Origin of the sequence: Mucilaginibacter sp. cycad4 (assembly GCF_034263275.1) — a bacterium.
In the GTDB taxonomy this organism is placed as follows: Bacteria; Bacteroidota; Bacteroidia; order Sphingobacteriales; family Sphingobacteriaceae; genus Mucilaginibacter.
Genome location: NZ_CP139559.1, coordinates 5,259,796 through 5,284,801, shown reverse-complemented (window position 1 = coordinate 5,284,801; position 25,006 = coordinate 5,259,796). Strand labels below are relative to the sequence as shown.

At 44.8% G+C, this 25,006-nt stretch carries 15 protein-coding genes, 2 tRNA genes and 3 rRNA genes; 13 read left to right on the top strand and 7 right to left on the bottom strand.

Features of this window, described 5'->3' with window-relative positions; all coding sequences use genetic code 11:
* Positions 1-27 precede the first annotated feature (27 nt).
* The 7 genes from SNE26_RS21450 to SNE26_RS21420 all read left to right on the top strand — a co-directional run bounded on the left by SNE26_RS21450 (position 28) and on the right by SNE26_RS21420 (position 6,038).
* Positions 28-987, top strand: coding sequence for a zinc-dependent alcohol dehydrogenase family protein (locus SNE26_RS21450; RefSeq protein ID WP_321555935.1), 960 nt, complete (start codon positions 28-30; stop codon positions 985-987).
* Between the two features lie 86 nt (positions 988-1,073).
* Positions 1,074-1,907 (top strand): universal stress protein, encoded by an 834-nt coding sequence (locus SNE26_RS21445; RefSeq protein ID WP_321555934.1) that lies wholly within the window; start codon positions 1,074-1,076, stop codon positions 1,905-1,907.
* Positions 1,908-2,008: 101 nt separating this feature from the next.
* Positions 2,009-2,377, top strand: a complete 369-nt coding sequence (locus SNE26_RS21440; protein WP_321555933.1) for a hypothetical protein — start codon at positions 2,009-2,011, stop codon at positions 2,375-2,377.
* A 162-nt stretch (positions 2,378-2,539) separates the two neighbouring features.
* Positions 2,540-3,232 carry a helix-turn-helix transcriptional regulator gene (locus tag SNE26_RS21435; RefSeq protein WP_321555932.1) on the top strand — a complete coding sequence of 231 codons (693 nt, stop codon included), beginning with the start codon at positions 2,540-2,542 and terminating at the stop codon, positions 3,230-3,232.
* A gap of 105 nt (positions 3,233-3,337) precedes the next feature.
* A complete protein-coding gene (locus SNE26_RS21430) occupies positions 3,338-4,825 on the top strand; it encodes an alpha-amylase (protein WP_321555931.1) in 1,488 nt (495 codons plus the stop codon).
* Positions 4,826-4,883: 58 nt separating this feature from the next.
* Complete coding sequence (locus tag SNE26_RS21425; RefSeq protein ID WP_321555930.1) at positions 4,884-5,183, top strand: GNAT family N-acetyltransferase; 300 nt, start codon at positions 4,884-4,886, stop codon at positions 5,181-5,183.
* A 3-nt stretch (positions 5,184-5,186) separates the two neighbouring features.
* The gene (locus tag SNE26_RS21420; RefSeq protein ID WP_321555929.1) at positions 5,187-6,038 is read left to right on the top strand and encodes an NAD(P)-dependent oxidoreductase; all 852 of its coding nucleotides are present in this window, start codon (positions 5,187-5,189) and stop codon (positions 6,036-6,038) included.
* Between the two features lie 139 nt (positions 6,039-6,177).
* On the opposite strand, the gene SNE26_RS21415 is transcribed toward SNE26_RS21420, so the two are convergent.
* The 3 genes from SNE26_RS21415 to SNE26_RS21405 form a co-directional block, all read right to left on the bottom strand.
* On the bottom strand, positions 6,178-6,945 hold the full coding sequence (locus tag SNE26_RS21415) for an SDR family oxidoreductase (protein WP_321555928.1): 768 nt from the start codon (positions 6,943-6,945) through the stop codon (positions 6,178-6,180).
* Between the two features lie 182 nt (positions 6,946-7,127).
* The gene (locus tag SNE26_RS21410) at positions 7,128-8,843 is read right to left on the bottom strand and encodes an IlvD/Edd family dehydratase (protein ID WP_321555927.1); all 1,716 of its coding nucleotides are present in this window, start codon (positions 8,841-8,843) and stop codon (positions 7,128-7,130) included.
* Positions 8,844-8,962: 119 nt separating this feature from the next.
* Entirely contained in the window at positions 8,963-10,057 is a 1,095-nt protein-coding gene (locus SNE26_RS21405; protein ID WP_321555926.1) for a DUF695 domain-containing protein, read from the bottom strand.
* Positions 10,058-11,085: 1,028 nt separating this feature from the next.
* Between SNE26_RS21405 and SNE26_RS21400 the strand changes: the two genes are divergently transcribed.
* From SNE26_RS21400 to SNE26_RS21375, 6 genes are all read left to right on the top strand, one after another.
* Positions 11,086-12,606 (top strand): 16S ribosomal RNA (locus SNE26_RS21400).
* A 279-nt stretch (positions 12,607-12,885) separates the two neighbouring features.
* Positions 12,886-12,960, top strand: a tRNA-Ile gene (locus SNE26_RS21395).
* Between the two features lie 95 nt (positions 12,961-13,055).
* Positions 13,056-13,129: transfer RNA gene (locus SNE26_RS21390), tRNA-Ala, on the top strand.
* A gap of 283 nt (positions 13,130-13,412) precedes the next feature.
* Positions 13,413-16,292, top strand: a 23S ribosomal RNA gene (locus SNE26_RS21385).
* 273 nt (positions 16,293-16,565) lie between these two features.
* Positions 16,566-16,677, top strand: a 5S ribosomal RNA gene (gene rrf / locus SNE26_RS21380).
* Together the 16S, 23S and 5S rRNA genes with 2 tRNA genes alongside form the textbook arrangement of a ribosomal RNA operon.
* Positions 16,678-17,258: 581 nt before the next feature.
* Positions 17,259-19,676, top strand: a complete 2,418-nt coding sequence (locus SNE26_RS21375) for a TIM-barrel domain-containing protein (RefSeq protein WP_321555925.1) — start codon at positions 17,259-17,261, stop codon at positions 19,674-19,676.
* Positions 19,677-19,868: 192 nt separating this feature from the next.
* On the opposite strand, the gene SNE26_RS21370 is transcribed toward SNE26_RS21375, so the two are convergent.
* The 4 genes from SNE26_RS21370 to SNE26_RS21355 form a co-directional block, all read right to left on the bottom strand.
* Positions 19,869-20,639, bottom strand: a complete 771-nt coding sequence (locus SNE26_RS21370; RefSeq protein ID WP_321555924.1) for a TerC family protein — start codon at positions 20,637-20,639, stop codon at positions 19,869-19,871.
* Between the two features lie 92 nt (positions 20,640-20,731).
* Positions 20,732-22,567 (bottom strand): glutamine--fructose-6-phosphate transaminase (isomerizing), encoded by a 1,836-nt coding sequence (gene glmS, locus SNE26_RS21365; protein ID WP_321555923.1) that lies wholly within the window; start codon positions 22,565-22,567, stop codon positions 20,732-20,734.
* Between the two features lie 189 nt (positions 22,568-22,756).
* Positions 22,757-24,109, bottom strand: a complete 1,353-nt coding sequence (locus SNE26_RS21360; protein ID WP_321555922.1) for a DUF4270 family protein — start codon at positions 24,107-24,109, stop codon at positions 22,757-22,759.
* 66 nt (positions 24,110-24,175) lie between these two features.
* Entirely contained in the window at positions 24,176-25,000 is an 825-nt protein-coding gene (locus SNE26_RS21355) for a glycogen/starch synthase (RefSeq protein ID WP_321555921.1), read from the bottom strand.
* Positions 25,001-25,006 lie beyond the last annotated feature (6 nt).

Below are 25,006 nucleotides of genomic sequence, written 5' to 3'. Positions count from 1 at the left end.
TTCATAGCCGAAATTTGTATTTCAACTATGAAAGCATTGGTTTTTGAGCAGGCAGGCAATGCCGCTGATGTGATACAAGTGAAACATTTAGCCTACCCCAAACCGGCTCCCGGCCAGTTGCTCATCAGGGTAAAAGCATGCCCCGTACACCCGGCCGACCTGCTTTTTATTGCGGGAAAATACCGCTATCAGCCGGTGCTGCCCCAAATAGCGGGACTGGAAGGCGCCGGTTATGTTGAAGAAGCCGGACATGACAGCATCATCCCCAAAGGCAGCCTGGTAGCTTTTAGTAAAATAGGGGCATGGGCGCAATATGTGATAGTTGACGAGCAGGACGTAGTATTATTACCCGATACCTTCCCGTTAGAAAAAGCCGCACAATTATTACTCAATTCGTACACCGCATATGGTTTAATACAGGAAGCAAAAGTTAAAAGCGGCGACTGGCTGCTGCTTACTGCAGGCCATTCTACGGTATCGCGTATAGTGATACAGCTTGCAGCCGAAAAGGGTATTTGCGTTATAGCGACTGTGCGCGATGAGGCGCAAAAACAAGAGTTATTAGCTTTAAAAGCCGAGGAAGTAATAGTTCCTGAACCTGGCAAACTTAAACAGGTTATTGATGAAATTACCAAAGGCAAGGGTATCAAAGCGGCACTTGATGCGGTAGGCGGGGAGCTGGCTACTGAAATAATATCCTCGTTATCGCCCGGCGGGCACCTTATTGTTTATGGTTTGCTTGATCCACAGCCGGCCGCTTACCTCAATGCCGAGGTTGTTTTTAAAAACCTGGTCATTAAAGGTTTTGGTGTGAGGGGATATGTGGCAGCGCTTTCGCTCGAAGAAAAAACTCAGATGATCAGTCATTTAGTGCATTCTATTGGCAGGGCCGAATTTCAGCTTGCGGCATCGGCAATTTATACAGCCGAACAGTTTGAGCAGGCTTTTGCACATGATAAAGGAGGCAAGGTTTTATTTAAATTTTAACAGTTTTTATTGTACTGCAATAGGTAAACAAATCGTAAATTTAGCGTTAGGGTGCGGGTTTTGTATGTACAATAAAATTGTTTGTTATGAAAACTATATTAATACCTGTAGATTTTTCGGAAACCAGCAACAATGCTATCAAATATGCTGCTGATATGGGTTGCGATATGCCCGTTAAAAAAATTATCCTTCTCAAAAGCTATTATACCTCGGTATATGAACAGATCCTTCCCTCGCCTGATTTTTTACAACTCAGCGCTGACGATTTTGAAAACGAGCGAATAAAGATAGAAGAGCAGCTAAGCGCTTTACGCCTGAAACTACGCAACCGTTGTCACGAAAATATCGATATTGAAACGGTGATAAGTACTGAACCAATCATCCGCGCCATACATGAAACGATTGAAGACCAGCAACCCGACCTGATGATAGTTGGAGGGGATATTGGCGGCGAGTTAAGTATGATTGGCGAACAGATCATTGAAATTGCCAAAAGCAGTTCGGTAAAGGTGCTGATCATACCGGCCAATACAGTTTATCAAAAAATAGAACAGGCCTTGGTGCCATGTGATTTTGAAGCTGTTGCCCGTCTTGGCATTTTAAAAGGCCTGAACACTTCACACAGTTGGCTTAACCCAAAGCTGATGATCTTATATGTAGATCCGAAGAGAAAACATATTGGCCGGGAGGCCGAATTTGAAGCATCGGTAAAACAACTGGTTAACTGTTATGAATGTAAGCTTCATTATTCGGAGGATAAAAATATTGTACGGGGCATACTTAATTTTGCTGTAGAACAGCAAGTACAGCTCATTATTGCGTTGCCGGGCAAACATAGCTTTTTTTACAATTTAACCCACAGCAGCATAACCGAAGCTTTGTCGTTAAACGCCAGGCACCCGGTACTGATCCTTAAATAGTTGTAATCGGGAATAATAAGGGGCTAAAATAATCTTCCGATAACTTTAATGTAACTTAAAATTTAACATTAAGGTTAAATTAAAGGTATAGCTTTACGGTAATGAAACCGCAGCGTAAACTTAAGCTCATCTTGTTATTTGCAACACTTATGTTTGTGGCCAAGCCTTTTATTGGTTTTGTTCAGTTTAACAGGCAGCACCCCCCTCAAAAAATTAATATCCACGCACTCGAAAAAGCTTTCAGTAAACGAATGATCCAGTATAAGGATGGAAGTTTAACTAAAATGACCTCCATTCAAAGGCAATTAACTGAGCCTGGTATTAAATATTATGTAACTTTTTTGTTTTCGTTGCTATCGTTTTTTACCTCAATCTTGGTTGGTAGTAAACGGTCAGTAATTCATAATCAGTCGGTTAAGAGGTTGCTGCTGCTGCCGGCATATCTTCTTAACCGGCAAATTATTGTTTAACCGGCCATTCTTCTTTATCACACCCCCTGCCCGGCACAATTAAGCAGCCGCGATAATCGTTAATTTTTGTCAACATAATGGCAATGTCAGTGATGCTGTCATATGTTTTAATTTTTACTTAACGGCATTGTAGTTGAGTATTATAATTTAATCTGTGAATATATGCCACTTTCTTATTCATACACAAATTTTGATGATAACGATAAAGAGTTATCAAACTTTGCCAAGGCCCTGGCGCTCCCGGTAAGAGTTGCCATCATCAGGATCATTATTGAGCATAATAATGTTGTAAAGCGCGAAATGCTTTACGAAATTCCGTTCAATATCGAAACCATCAACAAGCATGTGGCCGAACTAAAAAACCTGGGGATCCTGAAGGTTTATGGTATTAAAGGAAATGTTAATTACAGCATTGATGAAAGCCTGTTCGATCAGATGGCTTACCGCTTTTCGTTATTATTTAAAAGTGCACGGCATTTGTTTGTACAGCATGTCAATACCAACTATAAGACTGAAGAAGTTGCGCCTCTTGATAACATGATAAACGAAATGGTCCCCCAGAGCCATTTTGGGGCTTTTATTGATCAATACAGAAATTCGCTTAATATTACACAACACGCACTGGCCGAAAAACTCGGCATAGATGCAGAGCGTTTAAACCAGGTGGAAAAGGGAGAAACAGCTTTTAACCCGGGGAAACTGATGCTGCTTGCCAATGCTTTCGGTATAGCTCCAACCGTATTAAAGCGGGAATATTACAGTTACCGCATTGCCGAGCTTGTTGACGAAAGCGGCTGTAACGAATCATTGCTGGACAGTGCCAAAGAAAAGATCCACCAGATTCATGCCGGGTAAACAGTTTGGTTCATAATGATTTAATGTTGCGGTTAAGCCGAATAAAACCTTTCTGTGTATATTTAGTTAAGTAGTCATTTATAAATAGCTTACTTAATTAAACGCATGGAAAATTTTACAATGCTGCAGTTTTTTGAATGGTATTACCCCGCCGGAGGCAGATTGTGGAATCAGTTAAAAAATGATGCAGAAAATCTGAAGAAAAAAGGGATCGATTCGGTATGGCTTCCGCCGGCTTATAAAGCGGCAAGCGGAGGGCTCTCGGCCGGGTACGATGTGTACGATATTTATGATCTGGGCGAGTTTGATCAGAAAGGTACAATCGCCACAAAATACGGTACCAAACAGGAATATCTCGATGCCATAGCTGCGGCGCAAAAAGCACAGTTAAAGGTTTATGTTGACGTAGTGCTTAACCACATGGGGGGGGCCGACGAAATTGAAAAGGTGAACGCCCGCAAGGTTGACCCCGCCAACCGTAACGAGTTTATTAGCGAGGTTTACGAAATAGGCGCTTATACCAAATTCACTTTTCCGGGCCGCAAGGGAAAATACTCCAAATTTATATGGGACTGGCAGTGCTTTTCGGGTATTGATTACGATGCCTATAAAAAGGAAACGGCTATATTCAGCATCCAGAACCAATATGGCGAAGGCTGGGAAGATGTGCTTGACGATGAAAACGGCAATTTTGATTACCTCATGCTTTCAGACATCGACACGCGGAACCCAAGCGTACGGGAAGAGCTGAAAAAGTGGGGTAAATGGTACTTTAAAACCGCAAAATTTAATGGTTTCCGGCTTGATGCAATAAAACATATGGATCATGGCTTTTACAACGAATGGCTTGATTATATGCGCAATGAGTTTAAGCACGAGTTTTTTACCGTTGGCGAGTACTGGGCGTTTGATTTGCCTAAATTGTTAAAATACATTGAGGCGACTGAAGGGCGCATGTCGCTTTTTGATACCCTGCTGCATGATAACTTTCATCATGCCTCAAGGGCCGGGAAGGATTATGACCTCACCGCTATTTTTGATAACACACTCTTGAGCGTAAAGCCCGAACTGGCAGTTACACTTGTTGAGAACCATGACACCCAGCCACTGCAGTCGTTGGAGCAACCGATCGATCAATGGTTTAAGCCTTTGGCCTATGCGCTGATCCTGCTGCGTGAGGCCGGTTATCCCTGTGTTTTTTATGCAGATATGTATGGCTCAAAATATACCGACAAAGGTGGTGATGGCGAAGATCATGAAATAGAGCTGCCTGTAGTAACCGAGCTCGAAACCATGCTTTATGTAAGGAAAAACATGGCCTACGGAACCCAGCGCGATTATTTTGACCATCCTAACTGCATAGGCTGGACGCGTGAAGGCGATACTGATCACGAAGATTCGGGTTGTGCTGTGGTAATTTCAAACAGTGAGGATGGTTATAAAGAAATGGAAATTGGAGCAGGGCATGCAGGTAAAGTGTTTGTTGATTACCTGGATAAGCACGGGGGCGAAGAGGTAGTGATCACTGCCGATGGCTGGGCTGAGTTTAAAGTTAAAGCCGGATCGGTATCGGTTTGGGGAATTAAGAAGTAATTTATCTTAAACGGGGTGAACATTTTATACATTTGTTTACCCCGTAATATATACTGCTATGAAATACGAAGAAATCCCCCTGGTAAATAATGAGGCCATCCACAATTTTGAACTGATTGTTGAAGGCCACCGTGCTTTTATCGACTACAAAAAAAAGGACGATAAAATTTACCTCATCCATACCGAAGTGCCGGTTGAACTGGAAGGTAAAGGTGTGGCGTCGGCCATTGTTGAAAAGGCATTTAACTATATCGAAGAAAATAACCTGAAACTGGTGCCGCTTTGTGTTTATGTGGCCTCATACCTGAAACGCCACCCCGAGTGGGCCCGCATATTGGCAATAGCACCAGGTCATTAATAAATGCGCGTTTTAGTAACAGGTTCGTCGGGCAGGTTAGGTGCGGTTACAGTTAAGCACCTTCGGGCCTTTGGGCATCAGGTTACCGGTATAGATATAATCCCGGCCGAAACTACTGATGAGCTTATCGATATCTTAAATAAAGAGGCGGTTTTGGCGGTCACTAAAAACATGGATATAATTATCCATACTGCGGCAATCCATGGTAAACATTATGAGCTCAACTACCCAAGGGAAGCGTTTATTGATGTAAATATTTACGGCACGCTCAATTTGCTCACCGCCTGTATTGCCAATGGTGTTCAAAAAATGTTGTATATCAGCACCACCTCTATTTATGGCGATGCAATGATGGATAAAGACCGGGCTGTTTGGGTTGATGAAGAGCTGGCGATTAAGCCACGCGATATTTATGACATCACCAAGCAAACGGCCGAGCAGCTTTGTAAAGATTTCTTTTACCGCGAAGGCTTGCAAACATCGGTTTACCGGGTTGGTCGTTTCCTGCCCGAAACGGATAACCTCCAACTAAACCATCGCCTTTACCGCGGCCTTGATGAACGTGACGGAGCCGAAGGTTTACGTTTAGCCCTGGCGCAAACTTTTTCAGAATTTGAGACCTTTAATATTACAAGCAGCTCGCTCTTTAAAAAAGATGAGCTTGTACAATTAAAGCATAGCCCGGCAGAAGTAATAATAAAGCACTATCCGCAGGCCGAAGCTATTTACCGGTCAAAAGGCTGGGCGTTTCCGAAAAGCATTGACCGGGTTTATGTAAGCGATAAGGCTAAACGATATTTTGGGTATGAACCCAGGTTTACATTTGATTATCTGTTGAATGATCTTGAACTGTAGATTGGTTCTTGCTGCCGCTCGGCCCCGGCCGAGTGTCTGTTATACGGCCGCGGGACAACGCCGTATACAAGGCCAGAGATGAGCGGCGGCATTTTATTTAACCATTCACCTGATCAACCCAATCAACCATTCACCAACACTAATAAGGCGAAGTACTAACCGCCGTCCATCCGCCATCAACCACCAGGTTTTGCCCGGTGATATGCCTTGCATTTGGCGAAACCAAAAACAACACAGCGTTCGCCACATCTTCAACGGTTGCGGCACGGCCCATAGGGGTAATCCTCGCCCAGGTTTTTTGATAACCGGCATCTTCCATAGTGCGTTCGGTTAGGGTAGCGCCGGGCGCAACGGTGTTTACAGTAATCTGGTGCTGCGATAATTCAACTACCAGGCTTTTGGCCAGCATTTCCAGGGCAGCTTTCGTCATACCATAAGCGGCAAGGTCCTGGTGGGCCTGGTGCCCCGTAACCGATGACATGAACAGGATGCTGCCCCCGCTTTTTTGTTTAGCGATTTGCCTGGCTGCCCTTTGCGCTAAAAAGAAACTGCCCTGCAGGTTAACGTTCATTACACTTTGGAGGGATTGGGCAGGGTAATTCAAAAAATCGCCAAATAAAGTGATCCCTGCATTGGCAACGGCTATGGTAAGTTTGCCATAACGCTGCACTGCTTCATCAACCATTTGCTGTATAAAATCAATGTCTGAAGCATCGCCGGCCACCGGGTAACAATTACCGCCGAGCCTATTAATGGTATCGGATGCCTGAGTAGCCAGCTCTTCACTCAAATCGTTCAATAATACAGCTGCTCCAGCAATACTTAGCTGTTTTGCTATCTCAAAACCAATCCCTTGCCCGGCACCGGTTATTATGGCCACCTGCCCGCTAAATTTATCAGTTATCATTTTTTAGGTTGATAGTTTTTATTATCTAATGTTATATCGTGCGATAGCGAAACATGAAAGCTAAAAAAGGCTGTCATGCTGAGTTTATCGAAGCATGGTGGGCAGACCTCTGCGCGCGCGTCTTTGACGGGCTCAGACTGACAAGCCCTTGCTCAAAGCCTATTCGCTATTGTATTAATTATTTAATGCGAATCCCTCAAAACCTCGCTCCCCGAGCCGCCTCTTAAAAAATCAAGATCAGCCCCAAGATGCGCCTGCTCCACATGCGTTTGGTATAAATAAGTGTATCCCCGTTTGCTGATATTGTTATTTAATACCAGTTTTGATTTTCTTTCGGCAATTTCTTCATCACTAACCTCAAGGTGTAGTGTCCCGGCGGGCACATCAAGTTTAATCATATCGCCATCCTGTACTATTGCCAACGTCCCGCCAATGGCAGCCTCCGGCGATACATGTAATACCACTGTGCCAAAACCGGTACCGCTCATCCGTCCATCCGAGATACGTACCATATCGGTAATACCCTGGTCCGCCAGTTTTTTGGGGATCAGCATATTGCCCACTTCGGGCATACCGGGATAGCCTTTGGGGCCGGCATTTTTCAATACCAGTACGCTGTCTTTATCCACATCCAATGCCGGGTGGTTAATACGATGATTAAAATCCTCTATATTTTCAAATACCACGGCCTTACCGGTATGCTGCATTAAGGCCGGACTTGCAGCCGATGGTTTAATCACTGCCCCATTTTGGCACAGGTTACCTTTAAGTACAGTTATGCCTGCTGTGGGGTTAAAAGGATTATCAACGGAGGCTATCAGTTCGCGGTTAAAACATTCGCTGTTTTCATAATTACGTAATATGGGGTGGCCGCTTACGGTAATGGTATCGCTGTTAAGTTGTTCGTGAAGCTCTTTCATTAAAGCCGGCAAACCTCCTGCATAATAAAAATCTTCCATAAAATATTTACCAGATGGCTGCAGGTTAGCCAGTAAGGGTATCTTACGGGCAGACGTATTGAAATCGTCCATACTTAAATCAACCCCGATACGGCCTGCTATGGCCAGCAGGTGTATAATAAAATTAGTGGAGCCACCTATAGCGGCATTAACCGTGATGGCATTTTCAAAAGCCTGCCGGGTAAGGATATCTGAAGGTTTGAGATCTTCCCGCACCATATCAACAATACGGTTGCCTGATAAATGTGCTAAAACTTTCCGGCGCGAATCTGCAGCAGGAATGGCTGCGTTCTCTGCCAGTGAAAGCCCCAGAGATTCAACCATGCAGGCCATGGTTGATGCCGTACCCATTACTGCACAATGACCCTGGCTGCGGGCCATGCAGGCTTCGGCAGTGTAAAGGTCCTCGTCGTTCATTTGCCCGGTTTGGTGATCTGCGAAAAAGCGCCAGATATCTGATGTGCCGATATCCCTGCCCCGGTATTTACCGGTTAGCATGGCTCCGCCCGATACTACTATAGTTGGAATATTGACGCTGCAGGCCCCCATTACCAGCGCCGGTGTGGTTTTATCACAGCCGCAAAGCAGCACTACGCCGTCAAGCGGGTTGGCACGGATGCTTTCTTCCACATCCATACTTACCAGGTTTCGGTAAAGCATGGCAGTAGGTTTAACCAAAGTTTCGCCCAACGACATTACTGGGAATTCGACAGGATAACCGCCGGCTTCGTAAATGCCGTTTTTTATAGATTGAGCTAATTCCCGGAAATGGGCATTGCAGGGTGTAAGCTCCGACCACGTATTGCAGATACCGATTACCGGCTTCCCCTGCAGCTGGTGTGCCGGGATACCCTGGTTTTTCATCCAGGCACGGTATATGAAGCCATCCTTGCCCTTTTTACCAAACCATTGCCGGCTTCGTAGCGGTTTTTCCTCCATTATAAGATGTATTGTGTTTTGAATTGGTTGTTTAACAAATATAGATTTCTATAAATCGTTTTAGGCAACAATGTTAAATTGCAGCAAAACCACCGGAAGGTGGACATCCGATTGAACGGTTAATGTGCAATAAACCTGTTAAATGATTGCCAGTACTTATCCTTATATATATTATAATCGATATCGATAACAGCCTGGAATTTTTGTTTGAGTTTATAAAGCAGTAAAGACGGTTTTCTGAAATCTTTGCAGGCAATAAAAATTACCCTTAAACCATCGGCAGTTTGGCGGCCGATATTTAGGTAGCCATCGGTATCAGGGAGCGCGGCAAAAATCTCCTCTTCTATGGCATCCAGCAGTTTATAGGTTTTTTGATCGGGCATGCCATTGTTTTTAGATCCATTGTATTTAATTTCAACGTTTACTATCCACGGGTGCGATACCTTGTTATCCCAATAAAGCAAGCCTGTGTTTATGGTAGCCAGCATAGCATTGCCGCTTTTTAATGTGGCCTCCAGCAAGGAGTAATTATCCTCCGAAATGTCGCGCGTGATATGTTCATATTTCTCTATAAATTCAGCTTGCCTCCAGGTCAAAAAGTCTTTTAGTTTACTTATGGGCACCAGTTCGCTTTTTGCATCATCCCTGCCAACCACCGTGATTTCATCAATTGTGGTAATAAAATTGAGTTCGCCAATGAAATTATCAATGAAAATATAAACCCCGTTGATTATCTCATTCCTGTTTTGCTCATTTAAATCGTTATGAACTACCGTTATGTCTATCTCATCGGGGTAAGTAGTATTGTCATTTGAATAAAAGGAGATGTTTTGATCGTCAAACCGGTAGCCCCCCATTTCTATGTAGGTGTTTTTAATGTCAGATGCCGGTTTGAGAGCTGTAAACTTCCAGTTAGCAAGCCGGGGAGCAGCGCCAACTAATTCTTCAACAAAAGCAATATTGTTGATATTGCCGTCAGGTGTCAGTATCAGGTCCGCAGTATTGTCGTTAAGCATCCCGGTTAAATAAAAAATACCATTTTTGAGCTCATTGAGTTTTGGTGAGAGTTTCTCAAAAAAATCCTTGTCGATATTTTGCCTCCCCTTTACCGTATTGAAAAATACTTTTTCATGGTTTATAAACCAGTCCCAAAATTCCTGGTATGTGCTTATCGGGGTTTCTTTTTTTCTGAATATGTTTTTTAGAAAATCCATTTTAATGTTTGTGTATTTGAGTTGCGATTGATTTAACGGTAATCAAATATAAATACATTGCTATATGCAGTGTGCCGTGTCCTTAACTTTATAATCAATTTATGCGGCAACGGGGCTCGTTATAACTAAAACAGCTTCTGGTTTAAACTTTAATTGTAAGTGAGGAGTGCCCGGTTTAATTTTTTTGGAGATGATATTACCGGCGCGAAGTATGGTGCCTGCTATATTAAGAACAAATAGGTATTGGTTTATGATAAAACCTGTTTGTATTCCTGTTTAAGGATAAACTAAGCGGCAGTTGCTTTTATTAATAAGTGTTGATTGTTTTTTGAAGAGAAGGGTGAATAGGTTTAGAGAGAGATAACGGCGGTATATAAACCAGCCATGTAAATTTTTGTTATTGGTTATTAGCATGTTAAGTAAACATTAAGGAAAAGGGTTAAAAATAATTTGGATGAGTGTAAAAAGGGTGTACCTTTGCAGCCCGCAAACGAAGAAGCGGGGAGTTCTTTAAAGGTTGAGCGTGAATGAAGGGAAGGAGAAAAAAGATTGTAAAAATCTTTTGTGAAACCGGAAAATAATTCACACCTTTGCAGCCCGCAAACGAGGAAGAAAAGAGAGAGGGAAGCGGCTGAAACTTTTAGAAAATAAAAAAGTAAAAAAGTTTTGGAAAGAAGAAAAGGTTTTCTACCTTTGCAGCCCCAAGCGGGGAAGAAGTTTAAAAGCTTCTAAAGAAAAGAGGATGAGGGTTTTAGGCCTTAGGAATCAAGGGTGAAAGGGAGCGATTCCCACACTAAAAAAATTGACAAATCAACTCAGGTAAAACTGAAAGATTATATAGCTGAACTGGATAGGGAAGCGGGAAAGTTCTTTTAAGAAATGGAAATCATGTAGCGTAACGGGAGGCGAAGTCTAACCAAGGTTAAACTGAGCTGAAGAGTTACAAAATAAAGAGAGCCTGTATAAAGAGATAATAATACAGATTCTATTAATTAATAATAGGGTCAGTGATTAAAACAAAACATTTTACAATGGAGAGTTTGATCCTGGCTCAGGATGAACGCTAGCGGCAGGCCTAATACATGCAAGTCGGACGGGATTCGGGTGCTTGCACCTGATGAGAGTGGCGCACGGGTGCGTAACACGTATGTAACCTACCTTAGTCAGGGGGATAGCCTCTCGAAAGAGAGATTAAGACCGCATAACATCACGAAGTGGCATCGCTTTGTGATCAAATATTTATAGGACTAAGATGGGCATGCGCAACATTAGCTAGTTGGTGTGGTAACGGCATACCAAGGCTACGATGTTTAGGGGATCTGAGAGGATGACCCCCCACACTGGTACTGAGACACGGACCAGACTCCTACGGGAGGCAGCAGTAAGGAATATTGGTCAATGGACGGAAGTCTGAACCAGCCATGCCGCGTGCAGGAAGACGGCCCTACGGGTTGTAAACTGCTTTTGCAGGGGAATAAACCTTCTTTCGTGAAAGAAGTTGAATGTACCTTGAGAATAAGGATCGGCTAACTCCGTGCCAGCAGCCGCGGTAATACGGAGGATCCAAGCGTTATCCGGATTTATTGGGTTTAAAGGGTGCGTAGGCGGCTTTTTAAGTCAGGGGTGAAAGACGGTAGCTCAACTATCGCAGTGCCCTTGATACTGAAGAGCTTGAATGTACTTGAGGTAGGCGGAATGTGACAAGTAGCGGTGAAATGCATAGATATGTCACAGAACACCAATTGCGAAGGCAGCTTACTAAAGTATGATTGACGCTGAGGCACGAAAGCGTGGGGATCAAACAGGATTAGATACCCTGGTAGTCCACGCCCTAAACGATGAACACTCGATGTTGGCGATATACGGTCAGCGTCTAAGCGAAAGCGTTAAGTGTTCCACCTGGGGAGTACGCCCGCAAGGGTGAAACTCAAAGGAATTGACGGGGGCCCGCACAAGCGGAGGAGCATGTGGTTTAATTCGATGATACGCGAGGAACCTTACCCGGGCTTGAAAGTTAGTGAATGTGACAGAGACGTCACAGTTCTTCGGAACACGAAACTAGGTGCTGCATGGCTGTCGTCAGCTCGTGCCGTGAGGTGTTGGGTTAAGTCCCGCAACGAGCGCAACCCCTATGTTTAGTTGCCAGCATTTAAGGTGGGGACTCTAAACAGACTGCCTATGCAAATAGAGAGGAAGGAGGGGACGACGTCAAGTCATCATGGCCCTTACGTCCGGGGCTACACACGTGCTACAATGGATGGTACAGAGGGCAGCTACCTGGCAACAGGATGCCAATCTCTTAAAGCCATTCACAGTTCGGATCGGGGTCTGCAACTCGACCCCGTGAAGTTGGATTCGCTAGTAATCGCGTATCAGCAATGACGCGGTGAATACGTTCCCGGGCCTTGTACACACCGCCCGTCAAGCCATGGAAGCTGGAAGTGCCTGAAGTGCGTAACCGCAAGGAGCGTCCTAGGGTAAAGTCGGTAACTGGGGCTAAGTCGTAACAAGGTAGCCGTACCGGAAGGTGTGGCTGGAATACCTCCTTTCTGGAGCAGGCCCTCTGAGTGGCTCAGAACTGTTCGCTGCATGATATTTCTTAAAGTTAGTTAAATGGTTGATTAGGTTAAGTGGTGAGTAGTTGAAAAGCGAAGATCACAAAACATGAGCAGTCATATACTGATAACACACACGCAAAAGGAAACACCCAGAAGATGAAGCCATCAGTGGCAATAACATCTGAGAGGCGGGATTGTAAGAGATTACGATTGACGATTTGAAGAATAAAAAAATCTAAAATCGAAGATCGGAGATCCGAAATACAAAAAAGTCCTGTAGCTCAGCTTGGTTAGAGCACTACACTGATAATGTAGGGGTCAGCAGTTCAAATCTGCTCGGGACTACAAAAGAGGCGATGATTGAATTATAGAATTACTGAATTATTGAGTGAAAAATAATCAATAATTCAAAAAATCAATAATTCGATAATTCATCTTAGGGGGGATTAGCTCAGCTGGCTAGAGCACCTGCCTTGCACGCAGGGGGTCAACGGTTCGAATCCGTTATTCTCCACATTGAACCGGAAGTCATTAAGTCATCTGGTCATTGAGTCATTGAAAAATGACGTAGTGACTAAATGAAAGAATGACGGAGGATCAAAACGTTCTTTGACATATTGGAAGAAGTAATTGAAACAAGAGAAAACAACAGATAGAGACGTTGTTTGCTCAGAGGCAAGATTGCAAGAAAAAAGAGACAAGACTTCGGTCCTGGTTCTTGATTCCTGATCTCTTGACGCTAACAAACAATTATCTAAAATAAAGACATACCATGCGGCGCAAAAGGCGCATGAGTAGAAGAAAGTAAGAAAGGGTACACGGGGGATGCCTTGGCTCTCAGAGGCGAAGAAGGACGTGATAAGCTGCGATAAGCTGCGGGGATCAGCAAATATGACTTGATCCGCAGATTTCCGAATGGGGAAACCTAATTAGTTGAAGACTAATTGCATAAATGCGCTAACCTGCCGAACTGAAACATCTAAGTAAGCAGAGGAAGAGAAAACAATAGTGATTTCCAGAGTAGTGGCGAGCGAAATGGAAGAAGCCCAAACCTGTTATGTTACGGCATAGCAGGGGTTGTAGGACCACAACATGAATATTAAACAGAACCGGAACGGGGTGGGAAACCCGGCCATAGAGCATGAGAGCTGCGTACGGGTAATGAATAGTAGGATAGTGGTATCCTGAGTACCGCGAGGTCGGAGACGCCTTGTGGGAATTTGCCGGCACCATCCGGTAAGGCTAAATACTCCTGAGAGACCGATAGTGAACCAGTACCGTGAGGGAAAGGTGAAAAGAACCCCGAACAGGGGAGTGAAATAGAACCTGAAACCGTGTACTTACAAGCGGTCGGAGCCTGGCAACGGGTGACGGCGTGCCTTTTGCATAATGAGCCTACGAGTTACTCTTCCCTGGCAAGGTTAAGTGTTTAAGACACGGATCCGAAGCGAAAGCGAGTCTGAAAAGGGCGTATAGTCAGGGGAGGTAGACGCGAAACCTTGTGATCTACCCATGGGCAGGTTGAAGGTGCCGTAACAGGTACTGGAGGACCGAACCGATAAACGTTGAAAAGTTTCCGGATGACTTGTGGGTAGGGGTGAAAGGCTAATCAAACTGGGAAATAGCTCGTACTCCCCGAAATGTTTTTAGGAACAGCCTGGCGGTTGAGTTATAAAGAGGTAGAGCTACTAATTGGGTGCGGGGGAGTCAAATCCTACCAAATCCAGATAAACTCCGAATGCTTTATAATATACGCTGGAGTGAGGCTATGGGTGCTAAGGTCCATGGCCGAGAGGGAAAGAACCCAGACCATCAGCTAAGGTCCCTAAATTATTGCTAAGTTGAACTAACGAGGTCCGATTGCACAGACAGCTAGGATGTTGGCTTGGAAGCAGCCATTCATTTAAAGAGTGCGTAACAGCTCACTAGTCGAGCGATCGGGCATGGATAATAAACGGGCATCAAGCAGTATACCGAAGCTATGGATTGCATGTAAATGCACTGGTAGGGGAGCATTCTATTTGTCGGAGAAGCAGGAAGGTAACTGACTGTGGAGGGAATAGAAAAGCAAATGTAGGCATAAGTAACGATAAGGCGGGAGAGAAACCCGCCCACCGAAAGACTAAGGTTTCCTGATCAACGCTAATCGGATCAGGGTTAGTCGGGGCCTAAGGTGAAGCCGACAGGCGTAGCCGATGGACAACTGGTTAATATTCCAGTACTTTTTATTACTGCGATGCGGTGACGGAGTAGTGACACTGACGCGAACTGACGGAATAGTTCGTTAAAGGCTGTAGGTATAAGACGTGTAGTTAAGTACGCATGTTTTGCTGAAAGCTGATAGTACACAGAACCTTCGGGGGATGTGATAGTTCAGGTAATCAGACTTCCAAGAAAACCCGCTAAGCTTCAGGTAATAAAAACCCGTACCGTAAACCGACACAGGTAGTCGAGGAGAGAATCCTAAGGTGCTCGAGTGAATCATGGCTAAGGAACTCGGCAAAATGGCCCTGTAACTTCGGGAGAAGGGGCGCTGTCAGCAATGGCAGCCGCAGTGAAAAGGCCCAGGCGACTGTTTAACAAAAACACATGGCTTTGCAAAATCGCAAGATGACGTATAAGGCCTGACACCTGCCCGGTGCTGGAAGGTTAAGAGGGGATGTTAGTCGCAAGGCGAAGCATTGAATCGAAGCCCCAGTAAACGGCGGCCGTAACTATAACGGTCCTAAGGTAGCGAAATTCCTTGTCGGGTAAGTTCCGACCTGCACGAATGGTGTAACGATCTGGGCGCTGTCTCAGCCATGAGCTCGGTGAAATTGTGGTATCGGTGAAGACGCCGGTTACCCGCAACGGGACGGAAAGACCCCATGCACCTTCACTATAGCTTAACATTGATATCGGATACAGGATGTGTAGGATAGGTGGGAGACTGTGATGTGGCTTCGCCAGGAGTCATTTAGTCAACGTTGAAATACCACCCTTTCTGTATTTGGTGTCTAACTCTGCAAAGCGGAGAACATTGTTTGGCGGGTAGTTTGACTGGGGTGGTCGCCTCCAAAAAGGTAACGGAGGCTTTCAAAGGTAAGCTCAGTACGCTTGGTAACCGTACGCGGAGTGCAATAGCAAAAGCTTGCTTGACAGTGAGACAGACAAGTCGAGCTGGGTCGAAAGACGGATATAGTGATCCGGTGGTTCTGCATGGAAGGGCCATCGCTCAAAGGATAAAAGGTACGCTGGGGATAACAGGCTGATCTCCCCCAAGAGCTCATATCGACGGGGAGGTTTGGCACCTCGATGTCGGCTCGTCACATCCTGGGGCTGGAGAAGGTCCCAAGGGTTGAGCTGTTCGCTCATTAAAGTGGCACGCGAGCTGGGTTCAGAACGTCGCGAGACAGTTCGGTCCCTATCTGTTGTGGGCGCAGGAAGTTTGAGTGGGGCTGACCTTAGTACGAGAGGACCGGGTTGGACTAACCTCTGGTGAATCTGTTATGCCGCCAGGTGTACTGCAGAGTAGCTACGTTGGGAATAGATAAGCGCTGAAAGCATCTAAGTGCGAAACTAGCCACAAGATGAGACTTCCATTGAGGGTCGTAGGAGACTACTACGTTGATAGGTTACAGGTATAAAGGTGGTGACATCATAGCCGAGTAATACTAATTGCCCGAAGCTTTCTTCGTGACGGATTAAGGTGAGTGGTTGATTAAGTTGATTAGGAGAGTGGTTGCAAGACTACACAAATAAAAAACCAAAGCGATCACTCATCTGAAACAAAACAAACAGATAAACAACAAAAGCTGTTGTTTTCTCTTCAATCAAGTACTTCTTTCAATAATATGTCATGTTAATGGGGGTGAATAGTTGATTAGGTTCATTAGGTGAGTAGTTTAAAAGCTATACACCATACAAGAACCACTCACCACTCACCCAATCAACCACTAACTTAAAAATATTCAGGTGCCTATATCGGCGGTGTCTACCTCTTCCCATTCCGAACAGAGAAGTCAAGCCCGCCAGAGCCGATGGTACTGCGGTAAAACGTGGGAGAGTAGGTCGGTGCCAACCTTTATCACCTTTAATGGTGCAACATTGCAAAAGCCTTAGCTAATCCCTAAGGCTTTTTGCGTTAACGGCCTTTTCGTAAGTCCCCCCGTGCCAACCACTCATCATTCACCATTTACCACTGCCCAGAACACCGCGTTAGTAGCCGGTACCGGCCAAAGCGCCTAAAGTCTGCAGGCGTATGAGCGCATAGCCCGGCCGAAGGCAACGTCACGGATAAACTACTGTTCCACTATTCTGAAAATCATAGCGCTTGATAATCAGCTTATTATAAATTTACTGAAACACCCTCAAAGCCGGGATGGGTAAATGTATATTAATAATCAATAACTTACAAATTAAGCCTCCTTTAGTGGAACACGCTGTTTTATAAAGGGGGGCGCTGACAATTTATTGCTACCACTTTGGTAAAACCGCATGGTAAATTACGTCATCGTAAAATGTACTTAATATTTGGAGTTTATAGTGCCAACTGATAATTCAACATCAAAAAAATTTACTCCAATTAAAAAAAGTACGCTATATTCACGCTGTCGAATTAGGTGTTAATCTCACACTCAATATAAACCAAATCAGTGATACTCATGATGTTTAAACAATTATCTCAAAAAGGCGCAAAAGTTAGGCAATCGATTGCGTGGCTCGTTTTCCTTTTGGCTGGCATGTCAGCTGTGCCGGCTATGGCAGTTATTAAATCTTTCAAAAAAGCAGCTGATGGCGTTACTTTCACGCTCGACAAAGGTTTGATGAAGGTGCTTATCCGCAGAGATGATATCATCGAAGTGAAATATACCATCTTTGATGCTTTTGAGGCCAAGCCTTCGCTGGTTGTTAATAATAAATGGCTTCAGCATTCAGCCTACCAGGTTACTGATGGTAAAACCGAGGTGGTTATTACTACTGCGAAGCTGAAAATAAAGATTAATAAGACTACCAACGCCATCACCTATACCGATTTGAAAGGTAACGTGATCATTGCCGAAGACAGCGACAATAAATCCATTATTCCGGCAACCATCGCAGGGATCAGCACTTATAACGTAACTACACAGTTTACGTCGCCAAAGGATGAGGCCTTGTTTGGTTTGGGCTGCCATCCTTTAGATTCTATGTCAATCAATTACAAGGGACGCAACCAGGACCTGGCTATTAAGTATCTTACCGGCGCTATCCCGGTGCTGTTATCAACAAAGGGCTATGGCTTGATGTGGGATAACTACTCGGCCAGTAATTTTTATGGTGCCGAGGCTGATAATACCAAATTCAAATATGTATCCGAAAGCGGTAAACAGGTTGATTATTTCTTCTTTTACGGCCCGGGTTTTGATCACATCATCGATCTGTACCGTACCGCCACCGGCAAAGCGCCGATGTTTGGTAAATGGGCTTACGGCTTGTTTCAATCGCAGGACCGATACCTGAGCGAGGACGAAATCCTTACTGTAAAGGACAATTACCGCAATAACCACATCCCGGTTGACGTAATTGTGCAGGACTGGTACTACTGGGACCCATTGCCAATTGGCTCACATGTAATGAAACCGGAACGCTATCCACACCCACAAAAACTGGTTGACGCTTTGCATGATGCAAATATCCATGCCATGATCTCTATCTGGCCGGTGTTTGGCAAGGGCACTCCTAACTATGATGCACTGGATAAAATGGGCGGTCTTACCGATATTACCTGGGATAACGTGGTTACCCACACTTTTGATACTTATTACGATGCCCACAATCCTAAAGCCCGGGAACTTTACTGGGACCAGGCCCGCGACAGCCTCATTAAGCGTTACGGTTGGGATGCCTGGTGGATTGACCAGTGCGAGCCTGATAATGGAGCGTTGCTTGACGCCCGCCGCCAAAGTAATTTTGCTATAGGTAAGGGCATTGATTATTTTAATACCTACTCCCTGCAGCATACCAAAGGCGTATATGAGGGCTGGCGCAGGGATATTCCCGGTAAGCGCGCCTTCTTTTTGGTAAGGCAGTCCTTTGCCGGTGAGCAGCGCAACGCCTCTACATTATGGTCGAGTGATATTGAGTGTACTTTTCATGATTTTAAAGACCAGGTACCGCAGGGCATCAACGCCTGTACATCGGGCATTCCTTACTGGACGTCAGACATCGGCGGATATCATTACCACTGGAAACCTGCCGATTGGTCGCAGCCGGATAAACGCGAATTGTTTACCCGTTGGTTCCAGTTCGGTACATTTTGCCCTATTTTCCGCATCCACGGTAAAGGCGAGCGTGCCATCTTCAGCAAAAACTGGGACGAAAATACAAGGTCGATCCTGCTTAATTTTGATAAGCTCCGTTACCGTTTGATGCCATACATTTATTCATTGGCAGGTCGTGTAACTAAGGATAACTATACCATTATGCGTTCGCTGGCGTTTGATTACCGCGGCGACAGCAAGGTTTACGGTATTCCGGACCAGTATATGTTTGGGCCGGCCTTTATGGTAAACCCGGTAACCGAGCAACTTTATACCTCAAGCGATGCCGACAGAAAAGCCAAGGCCCGCCAGGTTTACCTTCCTGCCGCCAGCAAATGGTATAACTTTTGGACAGGCGAACTGCTCGATGGTGGCCAAACCATTAGTGCAGCTGCGCCTATCGAGATCTTACCACTGTATGTAAAAGCGGGCTCAATTATACCAATGGGCCCTGATGTTGAGTATGCAACCGAAAAACCAAACAGCAATATCGAACTGCGTATTTACCCCGGTGCCGATGCCTCATTCAAGTTTTATGAGGATGAGAACGATAACTATAACTACGAAAAAGGACAATCGGCTACGTTTACGTTAAACTGGAACGATAAAACACATAAGTTAAGCATTTCAGATACTAAGGGACATTTCCCAGGTCAGTTAAAAAGCCGCACATTTAATGTGGTACTGGTTAAAGGCGCACATGGTTCGGATGTGGCTTTGACCGCTAAGGCTGATAAGGTGGTTAAGTATAGCGGGAAAGCGTTGGCGGTAGCCCTTTAGTGGTCATTTGAATATCATTGGGTCATTAGCTTAATTTATTGGCCAACAATTTATAAACCGTCATTGCGAGGTACGAAGCAATCCCCAATAAGCAGATCCGATCTGTATAGTTCGCGATTGCTTCGTACCTCGCAATGACTGTTTTTTTATAGTTTACGTTAATTATAAACGTACGCAAATGCTATTTGATTATTACTCCTTGCTCACCACTTTCTTACCCTTATTCGCTTTCATTTTCAAATTCAGCATCTCTACCAAAACTGAGAAAGCCATGGCAAAATAGATATACCCTTTAGGGATATGCTGTTCAAAAGCTTCGGCTAAAAGCGAAACACCTATCAATAACAAAAATGATAGTGCCAGCATTTTTACGGTTGGGTGCTTGTTTACAAATGAGGCCACCCCGTTTGAGGCCCACATCATAATACCTACGGCTATTACAACCGCCAGGATCATGATCTCTACATGGCTGGCCATCCCTACAGCAGTGATCACCGAATCGAGCGAGAAAACGATATCCAGCAGCATGATCTGGATGATGGTGCCCCAGAACGAATGTTTTTTTATGGTTCCTTCGTCTTCTTCTTCGCCTTCAATTTTATGGTGGATCTCGGCAGTGCTTTTATAGATCAGGAACAGGCCGCCGATGATCAGGATCAGGTCACGGCCGGAGATAGCCAGTTTTTCAACCCATTCGGGGTTGGTAATACTCAAAACCGAACTCAGGTTAAACAAGGGGGCGGTAAGCGTCATTACCCAGCTAATAGATAACAGCAACAGGATACGGGTGATCATGGCCATGCCCAAACCAATCCTCCTGCCCCTGCTTTGCTGGTTGGCCGGTAATTTATCAGACAGGATGGAGATAAATATCACGTTGTCGATCCCTAAAACGATCTCCAAAAGCGTAAGTGTGATCAGGGAGATCCAGGACTCGGCCTGGCTAAACATTTCAAAACTCATAGGCAGCAGGTATTTGTTTCTTCTCAAAAATAACAAAACCCCTGCCGTTATTGGCAGGGGCTGGAAAAATTAGATTGTATCGGTACAGATATTTATTCTACCGTAACCGACTTGGCCAGGTTACGGGGCTGATCAACATTACAGCCGCGCATTACGGCTATGTGATAAGCCAGTAACTGCAGCGGGATGGTTGCCACCAGCGGTACAAATGCCTCATTGGTTTGCGGGATCTCTATCACATAATCGGCCATACCTTTTACTTCGGTATCGCCTTCGGAAACAATGGCAATTACGTGGCCTTTACGGGCTTTTACTTCCTGTATGTTACTGATCACTTTTTCGTACGATGAATGTTTGGTGGCGATGAACACTACCGGCATTTCATCATCAATTAAAGCGATAGGGCCGTGTTTCATTTCGGCGGCCGGATAACCTTCGGCGTGGATGTAAGAGATCTCCTTGAGCTTTAAAGCGCCTTCAAGGGCTACAGGGAACGAACTGCCCCTGCCCAGGAACAGGCAATTGGTCGAATCTTTAAACCGGGCTGCAATTTGCCGGATATGTTCGTTTGATTTCAGCGCTTCCTGTACCAGGTTCGGGATTTCGTTTAAGCCGGTTAAATACTCAACCATTTTGCTTTGGGTAATTTTACCGCGCTGCTGGGCTATGTAAAAAGCTATCAGCGTTAACATGCTTACCTGGGCGGTGAAGGCCTTGGTTGATGCTACCCCTATTTCAGGTCCGGCATGGGTATAAACGCCGGCATGCGTTAAACGCGGAATAGATGCGCCAACCACATTACATATCCCAAAAATAGTTGCCCCTTTTTCTTTAGCCAGTTCAATGGCGGCCATGGTATCGGCTGTTTCGCCTGATTGAGATATGGCTATCACCAGGTCTTTTTCGGTAATGATAGGGTTGCGGTACCTGAACTCGGAGGCGTATTCTACCTCTACCGGCACACGCGCGTATTCTTCAATTAAATATTCGCCTACCAAACCTGCATGCCATGAGGTGCCGCAGGCCACAATAATGATCCTGTCCACGTTTTTAAGCTTCTCGGTGTATTCCTTAATGCCACCGAGCTGAACTTTGCCCTGCTGGGGGTAAATACGGCCGCGCAGGCAGTCGCGGATGGAACGGGGCTGCTCATAGATCTCTTTCATCATGAAATGATCGTAGCCGCCTTTCTCCAGCATTTCCAGTTTTAAGTCCAGTTCCTGGATATAGGGTGTTTGTACCGAATTGTCGATATTTTTTACCAGCAGGCTTTCACGGTGTACATAGGCAATTTCGTTATCGTTAAGGTAGATCACATTTTTAGTGTACTCCACAATGGGCGTGGCGTCTGAAGCTATGAAATACTCACCTTTGCCTACACCAATTACCATGGGGCTGCCTTTGCGGGCCGCAATAAGCAGGTCGGGCTCATCGGCACTCATGATAACGATGGCATATGCGCCTATTACTTTATTTAAAGCCACGCGCACGGCGTCTTTCAAATCAAGGCCGGTTGCATTTTGGATATCCTCAATCAGGTGTATTAAAACCTCGGTATCCGTATCGCTTTTAAAAACATGGCCTTTAGCTGCAAGGGTTTCCTTGATCACTCCATAGTTTTCAATAATGCCGTTATGTATAATGGTAAGCTTCCTGTCGCCCGATGAGTGCGGGTGCGAGTTACGGTCGCTCGGTTCGCCGTGGGTTGCCCAGCGGGTATGGCCCATTCCAATTGTCCCCTTCAGGTCAATCCCCTTCACAAAATTTTCGAGGTCTTCAACCTTGCCGGCCTTTTTATAAACTTTAAGGTCATGATCAAGCAGGGCAACGCCGGCACTGTCATAGCCCCGGTATTCGAGCCTGTGAAGTCCCTTTATAACTATAGGGTAAGCATCCCTGAATCCTATATAACCAACAATTCCGCACATAAAATAATCAAGTATAAATGTTAAACGCCGCAAAATAAACAGCTATATAACACATATCAGCAATAATTATTTTGATTTTTTTCAAAAAAGGAGAAGTTTTAAAATACTTAGAAAAGTATTTTAAGAAGTGTATTGTCTTAAACAAAAAAATCCCCTAAGCGGGGATTCTTTTGTTTATTGAGAGATATCTTACTTGCGAATTTTGGTGTAAATGATATTCATGCGGATGCTATAACCCGGAGTTGCCTTATCACTGCCCACTATCACCGTACGGGCTGCCGTTTGTGTTGACGGGCCTACGTCGATACCTGTTGTGACATTAACAAGGGTAGTATCAACAGGGGCGATATAAGTGCCGTAATCGACTGTTTTTTTGCGGATCAGGTCCTGTACAAAAGCCGTAACCAGGAAGTGGTATTCTTTTTTTGTACGGTCATATCTGCCGCCAAACAAACTTGTTTGCGAACGCGGGTCACTCGCGGAGGCATCCTGTATCAAAGCCCGTTGTTTGGCTATATCCAGCTTGTACATAGTTAGCTTGGGTAAAGGCGCATAAGGAACACCCGAGCCCGCACGCGGGGTTATAACGATCTCGGCACGGTTTAACACAATTGATGAATCAATAAGTTTGTCAAGGCCGGGGAAACTGAGCTTGGCCCTTAAGCCTGCAAGGCCCTGAAGGTAAACCGTATTTTGTGATGTTGTTGTATTATTCAAGGCTGCCTGGATAGTGGTACTATAGGTATGCGTAATTTCGGCAGCACGGTTAAAGAACGGCAGGGTTACCGATGCCGTATCAATGGTACTGGTTGTTGTACTGGTGGCAGCTGTAACAACCTTATAAAAAACATCAATTTGCGATGAGGCAAGATCAAGCTGGATGATACCGCCGGCGTCGCTGGCCTGTGCCTTGTCTAATGAAAGATAAAGCCCTTTTACAGTACTTTGAAAAGTTGTTGGTGACGCAAGTACAGCGCCGCTTGCATTAAACAGGTTGTTATAGATAAAAGCTTTACTAAGCGGCACACGTAACTGAGGGGCTACACGCTGAACGGTATCTAATGTGTCGGTACGGATGCGGGCTATGGTAATACTGTCGTGCGTACGGGCTGTAAAGGTTTTGGAACCAAGCAAATTGCCCAGGTCGGCATCCCAGTGGTTGTTACTGTAATAGGTTTTGCTTTCTACTTTCTTTTGAAGCTGATACACGTTTATTTTATAGCGTGAAGCCAGCGAATCGCCATAAAAACCGTCAGAATATTTAAGCACAAGCACAGCCGAGTCGATTGTCAACGTACCTGCAGGTACAGTATAAGCGGCGCCATTAGGCAGGTTAACACCTAAAGCAACAATACTTTTTGTTGTGCCGAATACCGGGTCGGTAAAGTTGGCAAGCGGTGTCCTGGTCTGGCCGGAGGTAGCCGCAGTATCATCAGCAACAGTGTTAATAACGATGTTGGTATCAACTATCAGGCTGCCATTGATCTCGTTTTGATCATTGACGCCCAAACCAATACCATCCTGGCGTTTACAACTGTTCAAAATAAAAAGACTTATTAACAGGGTCAATAAGTCTAATCGGAAAAATTTCATATATAATATTAAGTCTTATGCAACATCCACCAATTCGTCGTTGGTAATTTCGTCGTAAAAATTGTAATAATTTTCGAAATCTGCGGTAGAATCAAATTCTAAAACCGATTTATTGCTGTTTTTAACATTATTTAACACATCTGCATCAATATCGGGGCTGCCTAAAACGATACCATCTGAGTAGTGGATTGCACCTGCATACAATGCTGAGTTAGTGCCGCCTTTGTACGGCTCAACATGCTGCTCGTTCATATTGCTCATGATGGCTTTTGTAGCAAAGTCATTGTGCAATTTCTCTTTAAAATCATTTTCATAAATGGAGTAAATGATTTTTGAGTGCTTAAATGTAGGATCGTCTTTGTAGGTTGTTTTCAGATAAGCAGGCACAAGCGCGCTCATCCAGCCATGGCAATGGATCACATCCGGCGCCCAGCCTAATTTTTTAACAGTTTCCAATGCACCTTTGCAAAAGAAGATCATGCGCTCGTCATTGTCGGCGTAAAATTTACCTTCTTTGTCTGCAAACACATGTTTACGCTGAAAATATTCTTCATTATCCAAAAAATACACCTGCATACGCGCCGCCGGGATAGATGCTACTTTGATGATCAGCGGGTTATCATTATCGTCGATAATAATATTCATACCTGATAACCGGATCACTTCATGAAGCCTGTTCCTGCGCTCATTGATATTGCCGAAACGCGGCATAAGGATACGGATCTCGTAACCTTTCTCCTGCATGGCCTGCGGAAGTTGGCGTGTTATTTCAGCAATTTTTGTGAGTTCAAGGAAAGGGGACATTTCATGAGTTATAAACAAAAGCTTAGATTTACCCATCACTAA